The sequence below is a fragment of the Flavobacterium ginsenosidimutans genome (genome assembly GCF_037478105.1).
Classification (GTDB): Bacteria; Bacteroidota; Bacteroidia; order Flavobacteriales; family Flavobacteriaceae; genus Flavobacterium; species Flavobacterium ginsenosidimutans.
Genome location: NZ_CP147988.1, coordinates 1,930,736 through 1,946,371, shown reverse-complemented (window position 1 = coordinate 1,946,371; position 15,636 = coordinate 1,930,736). Strand labels below are relative to the sequence as shown.

Below are 15,636 nucleotides of genomic sequence, written 5' to 3'. Positions count from 1 at the left end.
CTAAAAAGATCTATTTTAAATACAAATAATGATTAAAATAGTCAATAATTGCTTTTCCTTCCAATAAAACATCAGCGCCAATAATACCGTGAACAGCTTTTGCTTTAAAAGATTCCAAAGCTTCATTTACATGCGAAAGATCAAAAATTACGATATTGAAATCTTTGTTTTTCCAGCTTCCCAATTGCAATTTGTTTTTAGATGAAATTTGTGTTGTCATTCCAGTTCCTCCAGCTCCAGAAGCTTTTGTTTTAGAATTTTTTGCAGAAAGTTCAAAACGTTCAATAGACTCAAAACCAACACAAGTGTTTGATGCGCCCGTATCTAAAATAAAATTGCCAGAAATGCCGTTAATTTTGGCTTTAATCTGTAAATGTTGTGTTTTAGTTATTTTGAACTTTATTTTTTTGTACTTCTCTATTTTGAGAATTTCGTGAAGATTTTCCATTTCTGTACTGATTGAAAACCAAAAATAAGGTAATTGTAGCCAAAAAGCTAGCTAGAGAAAAGATTTTCTATTTAATATTTAAAGAATAAAAAAGCAACAATTTTGCTGTTTTTTAACTGTTATGGTGTTGAATATGATATAATTATGCGTAATTTTTGATATTCTTTTTTTAAATTAGCTACAAAATGTTTTTTTATGGATCTAAATAAAATTCATCCTGATCAAAAATATATTGACGGACTTGCTGCAAATGATTCAGTAGTAATTGAAATGATATATAAGAAGTTTGCGCCTAAAGTAGTTCAGTTTATCACCAATAATTCTGGAGACAAAGATCAAGCGCAGAATGTGGTTCATGAAATCATGATTTTGCTTTTTAATCAGGCGAAAGCCGGAAAACTTCATTTAACGTGTCCGTTTGATGCTTATTTTTTCTTGTTGTGCAAAAGACGCTGGCTGAACGAATTGAAAAATTCTGTCCATAAAGAGGTGACCATTTATGAGAATGTGGTATCTGTCAATGAATCTGCTCACGAATTGATTGCTCAAGCACAAGAGTTTGAAGAAGAACAAAAGCGTTCTCAACAGGAAAATAAATTGGAAATAACACAGGAAAGAGTTGCTTTTGAAGAAAACCTGACCCGAATTTCAGATAAATATTTCAATAAAAAGAAACACAAAGTTGCTTCGCTAAAACCTTGGTATTTTGCCGCGGCGATCTCTATAATTGTGATGTTTGGTTTATTTTTCTTTGATTATAAGCATAATCCGTCTTTTGAAGATTATAATCATCCAGAAAGTGCTTATTTTACAGAAAGAGGAGTTTCTGAAGCCATTTTAAAGCAAGCAGAGAATAATTTCAACGGAAAAAGATATGAAACAGCTATTCCGATTTTTGAAATGATTTTGAAAGAAAATAATTCAGACGAAATAAAATATTTCTATGCAGTTTCATTATTGCAGGTAAGCAAATATCCAAAAGCCGAAAAGATCTTTAAAGAATTAGAAAACGGAAATTCTGTTTATAAAGAAAAAGCCAAGTGGAATATGGCTTTATCTAAACTAAAACAAGGAAAATACAAGGAATGTAAATCGATTTTAGAGACTATTTCCCAAGATTATGAAGACTACGATGATGTAGAACGTCTGCGCGAAGATTTGGAATAGATTTCAAATTATTAAAAAAAATATTACCCATTTACGGGAAACCTCAATCGAATTTAGAATTAAAGCTCTAAATTCGATTTTATTTTTATAAGAATTTACCCAAATTCAAAAATTAACTTAACCAAGAATGTAAATGAAAAAAGCTTTATTAGTTTTTCTTTTTGTGTTTTCTCAAACTGTTTTCAGTGCTTCCAAAATTACTGAGACAGAAAAACTTGCCACAACTTGTAAAGTTTGGGGATTCTTGAAATATTATCATCCAGAAGTTGCCAAAGGACAATTGAATTGGGATAGCCAGCTTTTGGAGAAATTACCATTAATAGAAAAAGCACAAACCAAAGAAGAGTTTTCATTAATTCTAGAAAATTGGATTGATGATCTTGGGCCAGTAAATGAAATTGCTCCAATTGTTACTCCAAAAGAGGTTAAACTTTTTGATAAAAATTTCGATTTAAGCTGGTTTAATGATAAATCGTTTTCTAAAAAGCTTTCAAAAAAATTAAAATTTATCGAAGAAAATAGATTTCAAAGTAATGAAGAATTTGGGCCAAGTTTTGACGGTTTTAAAAACTTAAAAAACTATTTTAATCTTGATTACACTAATAAAAATTCTAAGCTTTTAATGCTTTATGCGTATTGGAATGTGGTAGAATATTACTATCCATACAAATACAAAATGGATCAGAAATGGGATAAAACTTTAACTGAGGTATTGCCTTCTGTTGTTGAGTCCAAAACTCCAGAAGATTTTTATAAAGTATTGAGAAAAGCAGCTGCAAAACTCAATGATACTCATGTCGAGTTTCATATTTACCCGTCTTCTGCAACAGCAAAAAAGAGTTATTATTATTTTCCAGCAACAGGTAAAGTAATTGATGGAAAATTAGTAATTACTGAGATTTTAGGAGATAGTTTGGCAGAGGCCGACAATATTAAAATTGGAACCGTAATTACTAAAATAAACGATAAGAGCATTAAAGAAATTATTGAAGAGAAAAGAGATATTGTTTCTGCTTCAAACGACGCTGCTTTTCTGGATAAAGTTCTACGCACAATTTTAGTGAGCGAATCTGAAAAGGTAAACGTAGAATTCCTGAACGATGGAAAATACGAAACTAAGTCAATGACTTGGTTTAACTATCACGATTCGCATCGAAATGAGTATAAAAAAGGAGCTCAGATAAAGAAAGATAAATTTAAACTTCTGGACAATAATATTGGTTACGTAAACATGGGAGTTATTAAACCAAAAAATGTTCCTGATATGATTGATGCTCTCAAATCGACAAAAGCTATAGTTTTTGATATGAGAAATTATCCAAACGGAACTTTTGGAGAAATTGCTAATTTTTTAAATTCTGAAGAAAAAGAATTTTGCATTTATACCTACCCGTATCCAAATTATCCAGGAAAGTATACTTGGGAAGAAGGAAGAAAAGTGGGATTTGAAAATAAAGACAATTACAAAGGAAAAGTCGTTGTATTGCTTAATGAAGATTCTATAAGCCAGTCAGAATGGACGGCGATGTGTTTTCAAACAGCTGGCAATACCACAATTATTGGAAGTCAGACGGCAGGAGCAGACGGAAATGTTTTTGAATTTGATTTTAGTGGCTATCATACTAATTTCTCTGGTATTGGCGTTTACTACCCAGACGGAAGAGAAACCCAAAGAATCGGAATTGTGCCAGATATCGAAATAAAACCAACCATAAAAGGAATTCAGGAAGGAAAAGATGAGGTTTTGGAACGAGCTTTGCTATTTATTGAAAATGGAAAATAAGACTTAATTTGTCGTCTTGAGGAACGAAGAGTCACACTAGTTGATCCACAGAAAAATTTGGGGGTTTTCTTGGCGAAACTTCTTGTGAGATTCTTCGTTCGTCAGCGTGACAAAAACTAGTCTTTAATTTGTCAACCTTTGTCAAAGTTTTAAACTTTGTCAAAGGTTTTTATTTTTTAGGCAAGTTTTAAAAAATCGTTTTTTCAGTGTTTTCACGAAAGAGAATCCGTTAAATCTATGTGCCAATTTACACGAATTGCTATTCTTTTATTATTGTCGTAATTTTGGCACTTTAAAATTACAGCCTTGAATTCAACACCAATTATTACCGATACCCACACGCATTTGTATTCTGAAGAATTTGATCAGGATCGCAACGAAATGATTCAGCGCGCTATTGATGCTGGAGTTACTCGTTTTTTTATTCCTGCAATCGATGCTGCCGCAACGCAATCTATGTACGATTTAGAGAAAAATTATCCAGATAATGTATTCTTAATGATGGGTTTGCATCCCACTTACGTAAAAGATAATTATCTGGACGAATTGGCACATGTAGAAACCGAATTATCAAAACGAAAGTTCTACGCTGTGGGTGAAATTGGGATCGATTTGTATTGGGATAAAACGCATTTGAAAGAGCAGCAAATTGCTTTTAAAAGGCAAATTCAGCTGGCAAAACAATACAAATTGCCAATTGTAATTCATTGTAGAGAAGCTTTTGATGAGATCTTCGAAGTCTTAGAAGAAGAAAAATCTGAAGATTTATTTGGGATTTTTCATTGTTTTTCCGGAACTTTAGAACAAGCAGAACGCGCGATTTCTTACAAAATGAAATTAGGAATTGGAGGTGTAGTAACGTTTAAAAACGGAAAAATCGATCAGTTTTTGAATCAAATCGATTTAAAACACATTGTTTTGGAGACAGATTCTCCATATTTAGCACCAATTCCGTACAGAGGAAAACGAAATGAAAGCAGTTATTTAGTCAATGTTATTGCGAAATTGAGTGACATTTATGGAATTTCAGCCGAAGAAATTGCTACAATTACAACTCAGAATTCAAAGGACGTTTTTGGGATTTAACCCAGACCTTACAAAACTTTAATTTTTTTTTTGTTCTTTTGCCCACTTAAACCCAAATAAATAATGCAGAGATTTGATGCCATTCGACCGTTTTATGATTCCGAAATAAATGAAGCCCTTCATGCTGTGGTCAATCATCCTATGATGAAAACCATGATGAACTTTACGTTTCCGGATGTAGAAGATGAGGTTTGGAAGGAACAATTAAAGAAAACACACTCGATTCGTGATTTTCAATGCAATTTTATTTATAATACAATCCAGAAAGTTCTTGAAAAAAGCTCTGAAGGTTTAACGACTTCAGGTTTTGAGAAACTGGAACCAAATACGTCTTATCTTTTTATTTCAAATCATAGAGATATTCTTTTAGATACTACATTATTGAACGTTTGTTTGTTCGAGCACGGTTTGGTAATGACTGCTTCGGCAATTGGAGACAATTTAGTAAAGAAAGCTTTCTTGGCAACTTTAGCAAAACTAAATAGAAACTTTTTGGTTTTAAGAGGTTTATCGCCTAGAGAAATGCTTCAAAGTTCGAAGTTATTATCTGAATATATGGGACAATTATTGCTTCGCGAAAACCGTTCGGTTTGGATTGCTCAAAGAGAAGGAAGAACAAAAGACGGAAACGACGAGACCAATCCAGGGGTTTTAAAAATGATTGGAATGGGTTCTGACGAAGAAAACTTAATGGATTATTTTAAGAAATTGAAAATCGTTCCGGTTTCTATTTCTTACGAATATGATCCGACGGATGTTTTGAAAATGCCACAATTAATGGCAGAAGCAAAAAACGAAGTTTACGTAAAAGATAAAAACGAAGATTTCATGAATATCCTTAGCGGTATTATGGGAACTAAAAAAAGAATACATATTTCTGTTGGTGATGTTTTAGATACAGAAATCGATCAAATTGTGGCCGAAAATGATAATGTGAACAAACAAGTTCAAGCTTTGGCACAAACGATTGACGATGTTATTTTGAAAAACTACCAATTATGGCCAACAAATTTTATTGCTTACGATATTTTAAATGAAACAGACAAATTTGCTCACAAGTATAAAGAAAGTGAGAAATCATTGTTTGAGCGTCGTTTAGAAATGAGAATTGGGGGCGATAATCCTGTGACAAGACAAGGATTTTTAGCAATGTATGCGAATCCTGTTGTCAATAAATTAAAATACCAAGATGTCATCTAAAGCAAAAATATTGTTGATTTATACTGGTGGAACCATCGGTATGAGCAAAGATTTTGAAACTGGAGCGCTTAAAGCCTTCAATTTTGGTAAATTAATTCAGAAAATTCCAGAAATTAAACAATTGGATTGCGAAATCGAATCGATTTCATTTGAACATCCAATTGATTCTTCTAATATGAATCCTCAAATGTGGACGAAAATTGCCACTATGATTGAGGAAAATTACGATGCATTTGATGGATTTGTCGTGCTGCATGGATCAGATACGATGTCATATTCGGCTTCAGCATTGAGTTTTATGTTGGAGAATTTAGCAAAACCAGTTGTATTTACAGGTTCGCAATTGCCAATTGGAGATTTGCGTACCGATGCAAAAGAAAACCTGATTACAGCGATTCAGATTGCTTCTCTTCAAGAAAACGGAAAACCTGTTATTACAGAAGTTTGTTTGTATTTTGAATACAAATTGTACCGAGGAAACAGAACTTCTAAAGTAAACGCAGAACATTTTAAAGCTTTTACAGCGCCAAATTACCCTGAATTAGTAGAATCTGGCGTGCATTTAACATTAAACAGACATTTATTTCTTCCGATAAATAAAAATGCGAAATTGATCGTTCATAAAAATCTGGACAATCATGTAGCCATCATAAAAATGTTCCCTGGAATGAGCGAAATTGTTTTGGCTTCAATCTTGGCAACGACTGGTTTACGCGGAATTGTTCTAGAAACATACGGCTCAGGAAACGCACCAACCGAAGATTGGTTTTTAAGTTTAATCGAAAAAGCGATTAAATCTGGAATGCATATCGTAAACGTAACCCAATGTTCAGGCGGAAGCGTGAATATGGGACAATACGAAACCAGTACAGCTCTAAAATCTTTGGGAGTGATCTCAGGAAAAGATATTACTACAGAAGCAGCAATTACTAAATTGATGTATTTGCTGGGTCATAATATTCCTCAAAACGAGTTTAAAGATATTTTTGAAACTGCTCTTCGCGGGGAAATATCTTAAAGTAAAATTCCAAATTCCAATGCTTTGCCGTAAAGAACTTTGTCAAAGTTTTAAACTTTGACAAAGTTGAACACGTTTAGTTGTCATTTTTGGATTTAGAATTTAATTTTTGGAATTTCGATATGGAACAGGACAAGTTTCCAAATCTTCAATTGCTTTATGTTTTTTGTAATACAAATAAACGATTACAGAAATAATACATATAATTCCTTGAATAGCAACAGTAGTTCTAACGCCAAGTGAATGAGAAACATATCCAATAATCAAACTTCCAACAGGAATCATTCCTTGATATGCCATCATGTAGTAACTGATGCTTCTTGAACGCATATTTACAGAACTATGAGTCTGAATATAAATATTGATAGAAGAAGTTTGTCCCATCATCCCGATTCCGCTTAATGTCATACAGATTAAAGCGATTGTTATGCTGCTTGAAACAGCTAAAATAATTACGCTGAAACCAAGAAGCAAACTCGCTCCAATCATTAGTTTGTTCATATTCTCAGCAGATTTTAGATTAGCTAAATAAATTGCAGATAGAACAGAACCAATTCCGGCAGCACTTTCAAACCAGCTGAAAGTTTCAGCGTTTCCGCTAAAAATATCTTTTGCAAAAACGGGCATCAAAGTATTAAAAGAAATTACAAACAAACTGCTACAAGTAAGCATCATTAGCATTCTTGCCATTTCGGTTTCTTTTTTCACATAATCTAAGCCTTCGATAAGGTCGTCCAGCATATTCAATTTGTTTTCAGCTTTAATGTGCGGTGTAATTTTCATCATCATTAATGAAATTAAAACAGGCACGTAGCTTATGAAATTCCCAATAAAACAAATATCTTCTCCATATTCATGCAGAATAATTCCCGCAAGCGCAGGACCTGCAATACGTGCAAAGTTGTTCAAAGTTGAGTTTAATGCGACAGCGTTTGGAAGATCTTCTTTATTGTCCACAATATCAATCATCATCGTTTGACGACAAGTCATATCAAAAGCATTAATAATACCTTGAATAAGGCTTAAAGCCAAAATAAAGTTGATGTTATAAATTTTGAAATAGATAAGCAAAGCTAAAGTTCCCGCTTGAAGCATCGCAAGAGATTGCAAGAACATCATTGTTTTGTGTCTGTCATAACGACCAATAATACTTCCCGCTAAAGGCGCTAGAAATAAAGACGGAATCATACTTAAAAATGTCGCTAATCCCAATAAAAATACAGATCCCGTTATACTATAAACCATCCAGCTTACAGCTGTTTTTTGCATCCATGTTCCGATAACAGATACGGATTGACCGTAGAAAAATAACTTGAAATTTTTTGATTTTAACGCTTTAAACATAATCCTAAATATTTAATACAAAGGTCGGGATTATGATAGCATTAGAAAAATTAATAATTTTACTGATAATAAGTATTAAAACTTATCAATATGGAGATTTATCAACTAGAGTATTTTGTAAAAACTGCTGAGGTTTTGCACTTTACCAAAGCCGCAGAATTGTGTTTTGTAACGCAATCGGGGCTTTCGCAGCAAATTAAAAAGCTGGAAGAAGAACTCGGAATGCCTTTGTTTATCAGAATTGGAAAAAAAGTGCGACTTACAGAAGCAGGTTCGGTTTTCTTGATTCATGCGAAAAGGGTTCTCGAAAATGTCCAAAACGGGAAACAGGCAATTGAAGATTTAAACCAAATGATTGGTGGCGAACTGCGAATAGGTGTTACGTATATTTTTGGGTTATTAATTTTGCCAATTGTAAATACATTTGCCCATAGATATCAAAACTTAAAGATTATTGTAGACTATGGCACAACAGAATCACTGGAACAAAAGCTTCTTAATAATGATGTCGATGTAGTTTTGGTAATTCCATCTCATGAAATTGAAAGCGGAATTCAGAAAGTGCCATTGTTTACTTCCAATATGGTTGTGGCGGTTTCTAAAAAGCATGCTTTGGCCCATTTGGATAAAATTGCTTTTAAGAAAATAGAAGAAATTCCGTTAGTATTGCCAGGAAAAGGATCTAATTCAAGAGAATTTGTCGAAGAATTGTTTCAGAAGTTTAATTTGAAACCTAAAATTTCGATCGAACTCCATTCTATTCACGCTTTATTGCAAATGGTAGAAAACAGCGATTGGGCTACTATTGTAGCTGAGAAAGCATTAAAAGACTGGGACACTATAAAAGCCATTCAAATTACGGGAGTTCCCACAAAAAGAGATTCTTATATGCTAACAATGGGAGGTTACCAGAAAAAGGCTGTAAAATTGTTTATCGAAGAATTTAGAAAAAGCATTTAGAGTAACTGCAACTTTACTTTTGTAAAGTCAGATTTTTTTGTGTTATTTGCAGACCAAAATAGAAAGGTGTCCGAGTGGTTTAAGGAGCTAGCCTGGAAAGCTAGTATATGGGTAACTGTATCGAGGGTTCGAATCCCTTCCTTTCTGCAAGATAAAAGTCCGCAGTTTCATAAAATGGAATTCTGGACTTTTTTTATGCCTTATAAAACCAAAACGTATAATCTAGCCCCGATAGTAGCGGCATCCTTTTGTGGTGGGGTTCACCACAAAAGATAAAGCGGATAGCGGGACTAAAGCCGTACTGAAAACCAAAATTCCGGCTTCTTAAAAAAAGAAAAAATCATAAATACATAGTCCTAAAAAGTTATTTTCAAAATACGGTTTTCCACATTATTTTATTCTAGAAATATTATATATTTGGCTCCTGTGTAATATAAATAATTTGATGGATTTACCTCCTTATTCGCCAGGATTGCATAAACTGGTTACTTTACATGTCGGCGAAATTTCGAAGCTTACCAATAGCAAAGGTTTTGTCGCGGTTACTAATTCCATTTTAGAAAAATACGAACTTGAGAAGGTTGGAGCTGTTGTTCATGACTTTGATAATGATAGTTTTACGATTTCGTATTGTCTTAAAGAATCACATATTTGTATACACACTTGGCCAGAATACAATCAGCTTACTTTGGATGTTTATTTGTGTAATTATCTTCAGGATAATTCAGGAAAAGTGCGTGCCGTTATGGCTGATTATGTGGCTTATTTTGATGCAGAAATTATTAAAGATTTTGAAATTAACCGATAAGATATGAAGATTCCTTGTTACGACTGTAATACAGAAACCGAATTAGAGGTTGGTTTTGAAGTAATAAATTTTGTTTGTCCAAAGTGCCATAGTTTATATGCTCGAGATGATGAGGGAAAGTTTAGAAGAAAAAGCAAATATAAATCTGAAGAGAATGATGCTCCGTTGGCAATTGGTGATATCGGATTTCTAAAAGGCAGCAATTATAAGGTAACTGGAATCTTGTTTAAAAGCGTTCAAAGTTATAAATGGACCGAATTTATTCTTCAAAACGATAAAAAAGAGTTTATTTATCTCTCGCTTTCGCAAGGTCATTGGATTTTATTAACTGAAATGGAAGAGACTTTTAATGTTAAGTCACATCCTTTGGTTTTAGAACATGATGGGAAGGATTACGATATTTATGATTATTCGAATACTCAAATCATTAATGCAGAAGGTTTTTTTGATTTCGAACTTCCACAGAATACCATAATTCATGTTGTTGAGTATATAAGACCACCTTATATGATTTCTATTGAATCTTTGCATAAGGTCGATACAACATTTTATGGCGAATACATTAAAAAAGAAGATATTAGGAAAGCGTTTAAGAAAGTTTTTCTGCCATATAAGTTTGGCGTAAACATTATTCAGCCTTCGATGTTTGATCTTCGAAATACGGCAATTATTTTCTGTTTTATCGCTTTGTTAATTATTATTTCAAATTGGTTAATTTATAGAGACCAGCCAGAACAAAACGTTTTTTCAAAATCAATAAGATTTAGTGAATTTGATAATAAAGAAATAACTAGTGAAGCATTTGTTTTAAAAGGAGGTTCCGCTCCAATGACAATCAAAGTTTCTTCAGATGTTGATAATTCGTGGGCAAATCTTAATATTGCCTTGATAAACGAAGATAATGGTGATGAAATTTATGCAAATAAAGACATAGAATATTATCATGGTTATTCGGAAGGAGAATCTTGGATAGAAGGAAGCCAGTCTGAGAAGTTTAATATTTGTGGTGTAAAAGCGGGTAAATATCATCTTTTAATCACCCCAATGAAAGCGCCAGAAGACGTTAATAATGCTGAAATGCGTGTAAATGTGATCTGGAACCAATCTTCTAGCAGAAATGTTTGGCTGGTTATTATTGGTATGATTGCCATTTATTTTATAATACGATTTTTTAAATTGAGTTTTGAAAGAGATAGATGGGCTGATAGCTCCTATTCTCGCTACCAAGATTAAACAAATTATGGAAAGAATTTTCGATTTTATACGAAACAATATCACATCCTTACTTATAGGATTGTGTTGCTTTGGGGTTTATCTTTATTTTACTATTGCAGGAAATAGAATCTGCGATTGCGAATCGACAGAAAATTATAAATCAACAACGAGCGGAAGCCGTTCATCATACAATCATTTTTACCACAAATAAAAAAATCAATCAATATGGAATTATTTCACGCACAGCCTATAGTAAATTCGATTATTTATTCTTTTTTAGGAATAGTTATTTTATTAATCGGTTATTATATTATCGAAAAACTTACTCCAGAAAATACTTGGAAAGAAGTTGTAGAAAAAAATAATGTTGCTGTTGCCATTGTTTTGGCAGCATTTATCATTGGAATTTCTATGATTATTAGTGCCGCAATTCATGGGTAAAAAGTTTCTTAGGTTTGAATTTCTTTTACTTTTTGCCGTATTTATAATTGCCACTTGCGGACTAATTTACGAATTGGTTGCAGGAACTTTGGCGAGTTATTTATTGGGCGATTCGGTAAAACAATTTTCGTTTATTATTGGCGTATACCTGTTTTCGATGGGTATAGGCTCGTTTTTTTCAAAGTTTTTCCACAAAAATTTACTCAACACTTTTGTAGAAATCGAAATACTGGTTGGACTTATTGGAGGTTTGAGTTCGGTAGTTTTATTTCTATTGTTTGAAAGTGTTGGTTCGTTTCAGTTCATTTTATATTTATTCGTTTTCGTAACAGGCTTCTTGGTCGGATTGGAGATTCCGCTTTTAATGAATATTTTAAAAGATAGAGTCGAGTTTAAAGATCTGGTTTCGAATGTTTTTACATTTGATTATATCGGAGCTTTGCTGGCTTCAATTTTGTTTCCGTTAGTTTTAGTGCCAAAATTAGGCATTATGGGAACTTCTCTTTTCTTCGGAATGATTAATGTAAGTATCGCTATTGTTTTGTGTTTTTTACTGAAGAGAGAACTAAAAAATGTTTATTTTTTGAAAGCAAAAGCCATTTTTTCGTTTGTATTATTACTGGCTGTTTTTGTTTTCTCGAATGATATTCTCGCCTATTCAGAAGGGAAATTATACGGAGAAAATATCATTTATACCAATTCAACACCCTATCAGCGTATTGTTTTAACGCATAATAAGAGCGATTACAGGCTTTATTTAAATAACAACCTGCAATTCAGTTCTGCAGACGAATATCGTTATCACGAGGCTCTAGTGCATCCCGTAATGTCGATGGCTAAAAGCGCTAAAAATGTTTTGGTTTTGGGCGGAGGCGATGGTTTGGCAGTTCGTGAAATCCTGAAATACAAAGACGTTGAAAAAGTAACTCTAGTCGATTTGGACGAAGGAATGACAAAGTTGTTTAAAACCAATATTGTATTAACCAACTTCAATCAAAACTCGCTGAACAATCCAAAAGTTAAGGTAATCAATACGGATGCTTATATTTGGGCAAAAAACTGTAAAGAGCAATTTGATGTTGCTATAATCGACTTTCCAGATCCGTCAAATTATAGTTTAGGGAAATTGTATTCGCTAAATTTTTATCAGACTATAAAAACTATTTTAAAACCTGATGCTGCGGTGGTTATTCAAACTACTTCGCCCTATTTTGCACCAAAATCTTTTTGGTGTATCAATAAAACAGTGATGCAAGTTTTTCCGCAGGTAGATGCGTATCATGCTTACGTTCCTTCATTTGGAGAATGGGGTTATACGATTGCCATAAACGGTTTTGGAACTACTTTTAATACCGTAAATCGAAAAGCAGACAAATTGAAATTTTACAATTATCAATTTGATCGTTTCAATTATTTTACAAACGATATGATTTCGAATGAAATTGAAATTAATCGTTTAGACAACCAGATTTTAGTACGCTATTTTGATGAAGAGTGGGGAAGATTGCAATAAATCCAGAAGGAGTTTTTTAAAAGTAGTTGGTGCGGCTTTAATTGCGGTTCCGTTTCTGCAGTTTTGTTCCGATAAAATTGCGGTCATGATGATTCGTTTATCGGGAACTAAACATTTACTTGGACATCGTTTATGGATTAAAGATTTTCCTAAACCAACCAAACAAATTCAGATTCCGTATTTAATTGTTGGAGGCGGAATTTCGGGTTTGAGTGCTGCACGACAATTTCAGAAAAGAGGAATTTCAGATTTTTTAATGCTAGAATTGGAAAATCATTTGGGAGGAAATTCTTCAAGCGGAGAAAATAAATATTCGAAATATCCCTTAGGCGCACATTATCTGCCTTTGCCTAATTTTCAGGATAAAGAATTGCTTCATTTTTTAGAAGAAGAAAAAATTATTCTAGGTTATAATGAAAAAGGATTTCCCATTTTTGATGAATTACAATTGACTTTTGCTCCAGATGAACGTTTGTTTTATAAAAATAATTGGCAAGAAGACGTTGTTCCAAAAAATGGAAATTTGATTGCTGATGATTTAGAGTTTGACCAATTTTTCAAACAGATGGATGTTTTTAGAACAGGAAAAGGAGAAGATCAAAAGTATTTATTTGATATTCCGATTTACCTTTCTTCTAAAGATGAAAAGACGAGAAGTTTAGACCAAATCACAATGAAACAGTGGTTTAAAGAAAACAATTTTACTTCTGAACCTTTGTTTAACTACATCGATTATTGCTGTAAAGACGATTTTGGATTAGGAATTGAGTATGTTTCGGCTTGGGCTGGAATTCATTATTTTGCAGGAAGAAAACAAGATAGCACGCCCGAAAAACATGACAGCGTTTTAACTTGGCCGGAAGGAAATGCACGTCTTGCAGCTCATTTAAAAAAATATACTGAAGATAAATCTCTAAAAAATCATTTGGTTTATGAAGTCAAAACAGAGGGAAATAAAGTAATCGCAAAAGCTTTTGATGATGTCAATAAATCTTCTGTCGAAATTATTGCAGATAAAGTGATAATGGCTTCTCCGCAATTTGTAAATCAATATTTGATTCAGGATCGAAAGACATTTACAAAAGATTTTCATTACACGCCTTGGCTTTTGGCTACTTTAATTGTCAGTGAACTTCCAGATAATAGCAGTTTTCCGTTGTCTTGGGATAATGTAATTTATGGTTCTAAAGGTTTGGGTTATGTTTACGATCAGCATCAGACTTTGAATCAGGTTCAGGATAAAAAAGTTATTACGTATTATTTCAGTTTTTCTTCTGCTGATTTGAAGAAGACGAGAAAAGAGCTTTATAAAAAAGACAAAGAATATTGGAAACAGTTTGTTTTGAATGATTTGAAAATCGCTCATTTAGATATTGAAGAATATACAGAAGATATAGAAGTTTTTCTTTTAGGACACGGAATGATTTCGCCTGCGCCAGGATTTATTTTTGGCGAAGCCAAGAAACAAGCCAAACAAAACATTCAGGAAAAGATTTATTTCGCGCATAGTGATTTGTCTGGAATTTCCATTTTTGAAGAGGCTTTTCATCAGGGAATTAATGTTGTAAATGAGATTTTAGATGGAACAACCGTGGATTCATAAAGCCAAAACCGATTTAACTTTTATTATCGGGCCGTCGTTTTTTGTGCTAGCGATAATCTTTGTTTTTCAGGATTATATTGCTGAAATTGAGGAGAATTATTCTTTTTATACTTGGCTTTTCCTTATTGTTTTTATAGACGTAGCGCACGTTTATGCGACTTTATTTAAAACCTATTTTGTTGCCGATGAATTTCAGAAACAGAAAAGAAGATTGATTCTTTTGCCTCTTTTTTGTTTTGTTACGGGAATTGTGCTTTTCTCTTTTGGAAGTTTAGTCTTTTGGTCATTTTTGGCTTACGTTGCTGTTTTTCACTTCATCAGACAGCAATATGGATTCATGAGATTGTATGCCAGAAAAGAAGTAAAAACTAAAATTTCGATTTGGATTGATAATCTGGCGATTTATGCTTCAACGGGATACCCGATGTTGTATTGGTTTTTTTCGTCTAAGCGAAAGTTCAACTGGTTTGTAGAAAATGAGTTTTTTAGGTTTGAAAACCAGCTTATTTTAGAAATTCTATTTTGGATTTATATCAGCATTTTGATTTTATATGTTGTTTATACCACGATAAAATCTATTCAAAATCAGATTTTTAATATTCCAAAAAACAGTATTATTTTAGGAACTGCTTTGTCTTGGTATTTCGGAATTGTTTATTTTAACGATGATTTGATTTTTACTTTATTGAATGTCGTTTCGCATGGAATTCCATATATGGCTTTGGTTTATTTTAAAGAAATTGATGGAAAATCGGAATCAGAATTGGGGCGTTTGTCTTTCTTGAAACAATATAAAGGGCTTTTGATTTACGTTGGAATCCTTCTTTTAATTGCTTTTTCCGAAGAATTTCTTTGGGAACTTTTTGTTTGGAATGAAAACATCAGCGTTACGAATTTTGACTTTTCGAGCTGGCAGATTTTACTAGTTCCATTGTTGACTGTTCCTCAGTTTACGCATTATTTATTGGATGGTTTTATTTGGAAAACTAAAAGATGAGTTTTGGTTTTATTGGTTCTTTTGAAAACAAAAGTTCTAATCTAGCCCCGATA

General features: G+C 32.9%; 15 protein-coding genes and 1 tRNA gene. 14 read left to right on the top strand and 2 right to left on the bottom strand.

Annotated elements, in window-relative coordinates:
- Nucleotides 1-10: 10 nt before the first annotated feature.
- The gene (locus tag V6624_RS08680) at nt 11-448 is read right to left on the bottom strand and encodes a retropepsin-like aspartic protease (RefSeq protein ID WP_111286215.1); all 438 of its coding nucleotides are present in this window, start codon (nt 446-448) and stop codon (nt 11-13) included.
- A 195-nt stretch (nt 449-643) separates the two neighbouring features.
- Here V6624_RS08680 and V6624_RS08675 point away from each other — a divergent pair, with 195 nt between their 5' ends.
- The 5 genes from V6624_RS08675 to V6624_RS08655 all read left to right on the top strand — a co-directional run bounded on the left by V6624_RS08675 (nt 644) and on the right by V6624_RS08655 (nt 6,702).
- On the top strand, nt 644-1,615 hold the full coding sequence (locus V6624_RS08675) for a tetratricopeptide repeat protein (RefSeq protein WP_338841562.1): 972 nt from the start codon (nt 644-646) through the stop codon (nt 1,613-1,615).
- Between the two features lie 133 nt (nt 1,616-1,748).
- Nucleotides 1,749-3,398: a S41 family peptidase gene (locus V6624_RS08670; protein WP_338841561.1), complete on the top strand. Its 1,650-nt coding sequence runs from the start codon at nt 1,749-1,751 to the stop codon at nt 3,396-3,398.
- 306 nt (nt 3,399-3,704) lie between these two features.
- Entirely contained in the window at nt 3,705-4,484 is a 780-nt protein-coding gene (locus V6624_RS08665; protein ID WP_111286211.1) for a TatD family hydrolase, read from the top strand.
- Nucleotides 4,485-4,547: 63 nt separating this feature from the next.
- Nucleotides 4,548-5,684, top strand: coding sequence for a 1-acyl-sn-glycerol-3-phosphate acyltransferase (locus V6624_RS08660; protein WP_111286204.1), 1,137 nt, complete (start codon nt 4,548-4,550; stop codon nt 5,682-5,684).
- Entirely contained in the window at nt 5,674-6,702 is a 1,029-nt protein-coding gene (locus V6624_RS08655; RefSeq protein ID WP_111286202.1) for an asparaginase, read from the top strand. The genes V6624_RS08660 and V6624_RS08655 overlap by 11 nt, the downstream gene beginning before the upstream one ends.
- Nucleotides 6,703-6,804: 102 nt before the next feature.
- On the opposite strand, the gene V6624_RS08650 is transcribed toward V6624_RS08655, so the two are convergent.
- Nucleotides 6,805-8,046, bottom strand: coding sequence for an MFS transporter (locus tag V6624_RS08650; RefSeq protein WP_111286200.1), 1,242 nt, complete (start codon nt 8,044-8,046; stop codon nt 6,805-6,807).
- A 90-nt stretch (nt 8,047-8,136) separates the two neighbouring features.
- Here V6624_RS08650 and V6624_RS08645 point away from each other — a divergent pair, with 90 nt between their 5' ends.
- The 9 genes from V6624_RS08645 (at nt 8,137) to V6624_RS08605 (ending at nt 15,583) form a co-directional block, all read left to right on the top strand.
- A complete protein-coding gene (locus V6624_RS08645) occupies nt 8,137-9,006 on the top strand; it encodes a LysR family transcriptional regulator (protein WP_111286199.1) in 870 nt (289 codons plus the stop codon).
- Between the two features lie 60 nt (nt 9,007-9,066).
- Nucleotides 9,067-9,153 (top strand) — tRNA-Ser (locus tag V6624_RS08640).
- Between the two features lie 298 nt (nt 9,154-9,451).
- Entirely contained in the window at nt 9,452-9,814 is a 363-nt protein-coding gene (locus tag V6624_RS08635) for an S-adenosylmethionine decarboxylase family protein (RefSeq protein WP_111286197.1), read from the top strand.
- Between the two features lie 3 nt (nt 9,815-9,817).
- Nucleotides 9,818-11,047 (top strand): DUF4178 domain-containing protein, encoded by a 1,230-nt coding sequence (locus V6624_RS08630; protein ID WP_338841560.1) that lies wholly within the window; start codon nt 9,818-9,820, stop codon nt 11,045-11,047.
- A 7-nt stretch (nt 11,048-11,054) separates the two neighbouring features.
- Nucleotides 11,055-11,240 (top strand): hypothetical protein, encoded by a 186-nt coding sequence (locus V6624_RS08625; protein WP_338841559.1) that lies wholly within the window; start codon nt 11,055-11,057, stop codon nt 11,238-11,240.
- Nucleotides 11,241-11,254: 14 nt separating this feature from the next.
- The gene (locus V6624_RS08620; RefSeq protein ID WP_111286191.1) at nt 11,255-11,470 is read left to right on the top strand and encodes a DUF350 domain-containing protein; all 216 of its coding nucleotides are present in this window, start codon (nt 11,255-11,257) and stop codon (nt 11,468-11,470) included.
- Nucleotides 11,463-12,983 carry a polyamine aminopropyltransferase gene (locus V6624_RS08615; RefSeq protein WP_338841557.1) on the top strand — a complete coding sequence of 507 codons (1,521 nt, stop codon included), beginning with the start codon at nt 11,463-11,465 and terminating at the stop codon, nt 12,981-12,983. Before V6624_RS08620 ends, V6624_RS08615 begins: the two co-directional genes overlap by 8 nt.
- On the top strand, nt 12,958-14,586 hold the full coding sequence (locus tag V6624_RS08610) for an NAD(P)-binding protein (RefSeq protein WP_338841556.1): 1,629 nt from the start codon (nt 12,958-12,960) through the stop codon (nt 14,584-14,586). Before V6624_RS08615 ends, V6624_RS08610 begins: the two co-directional genes overlap by 26 nt.
- Nucleotides 14,564-15,583 carry a hypothetical protein gene (locus V6624_RS08605; protein ID WP_338841554.1) on the top strand — a complete coding sequence of 340 codons (1,020 nt, stop codon included), beginning with the start codon at nt 14,564-14,566 and terminating at the stop codon, nt 15,581-15,583. The genes V6624_RS08610 and V6624_RS08605 overlap by 23 nt, the downstream gene beginning before the upstream one ends.
- Nucleotides 15,584-15,636 lie beyond the last annotated feature (53 nt).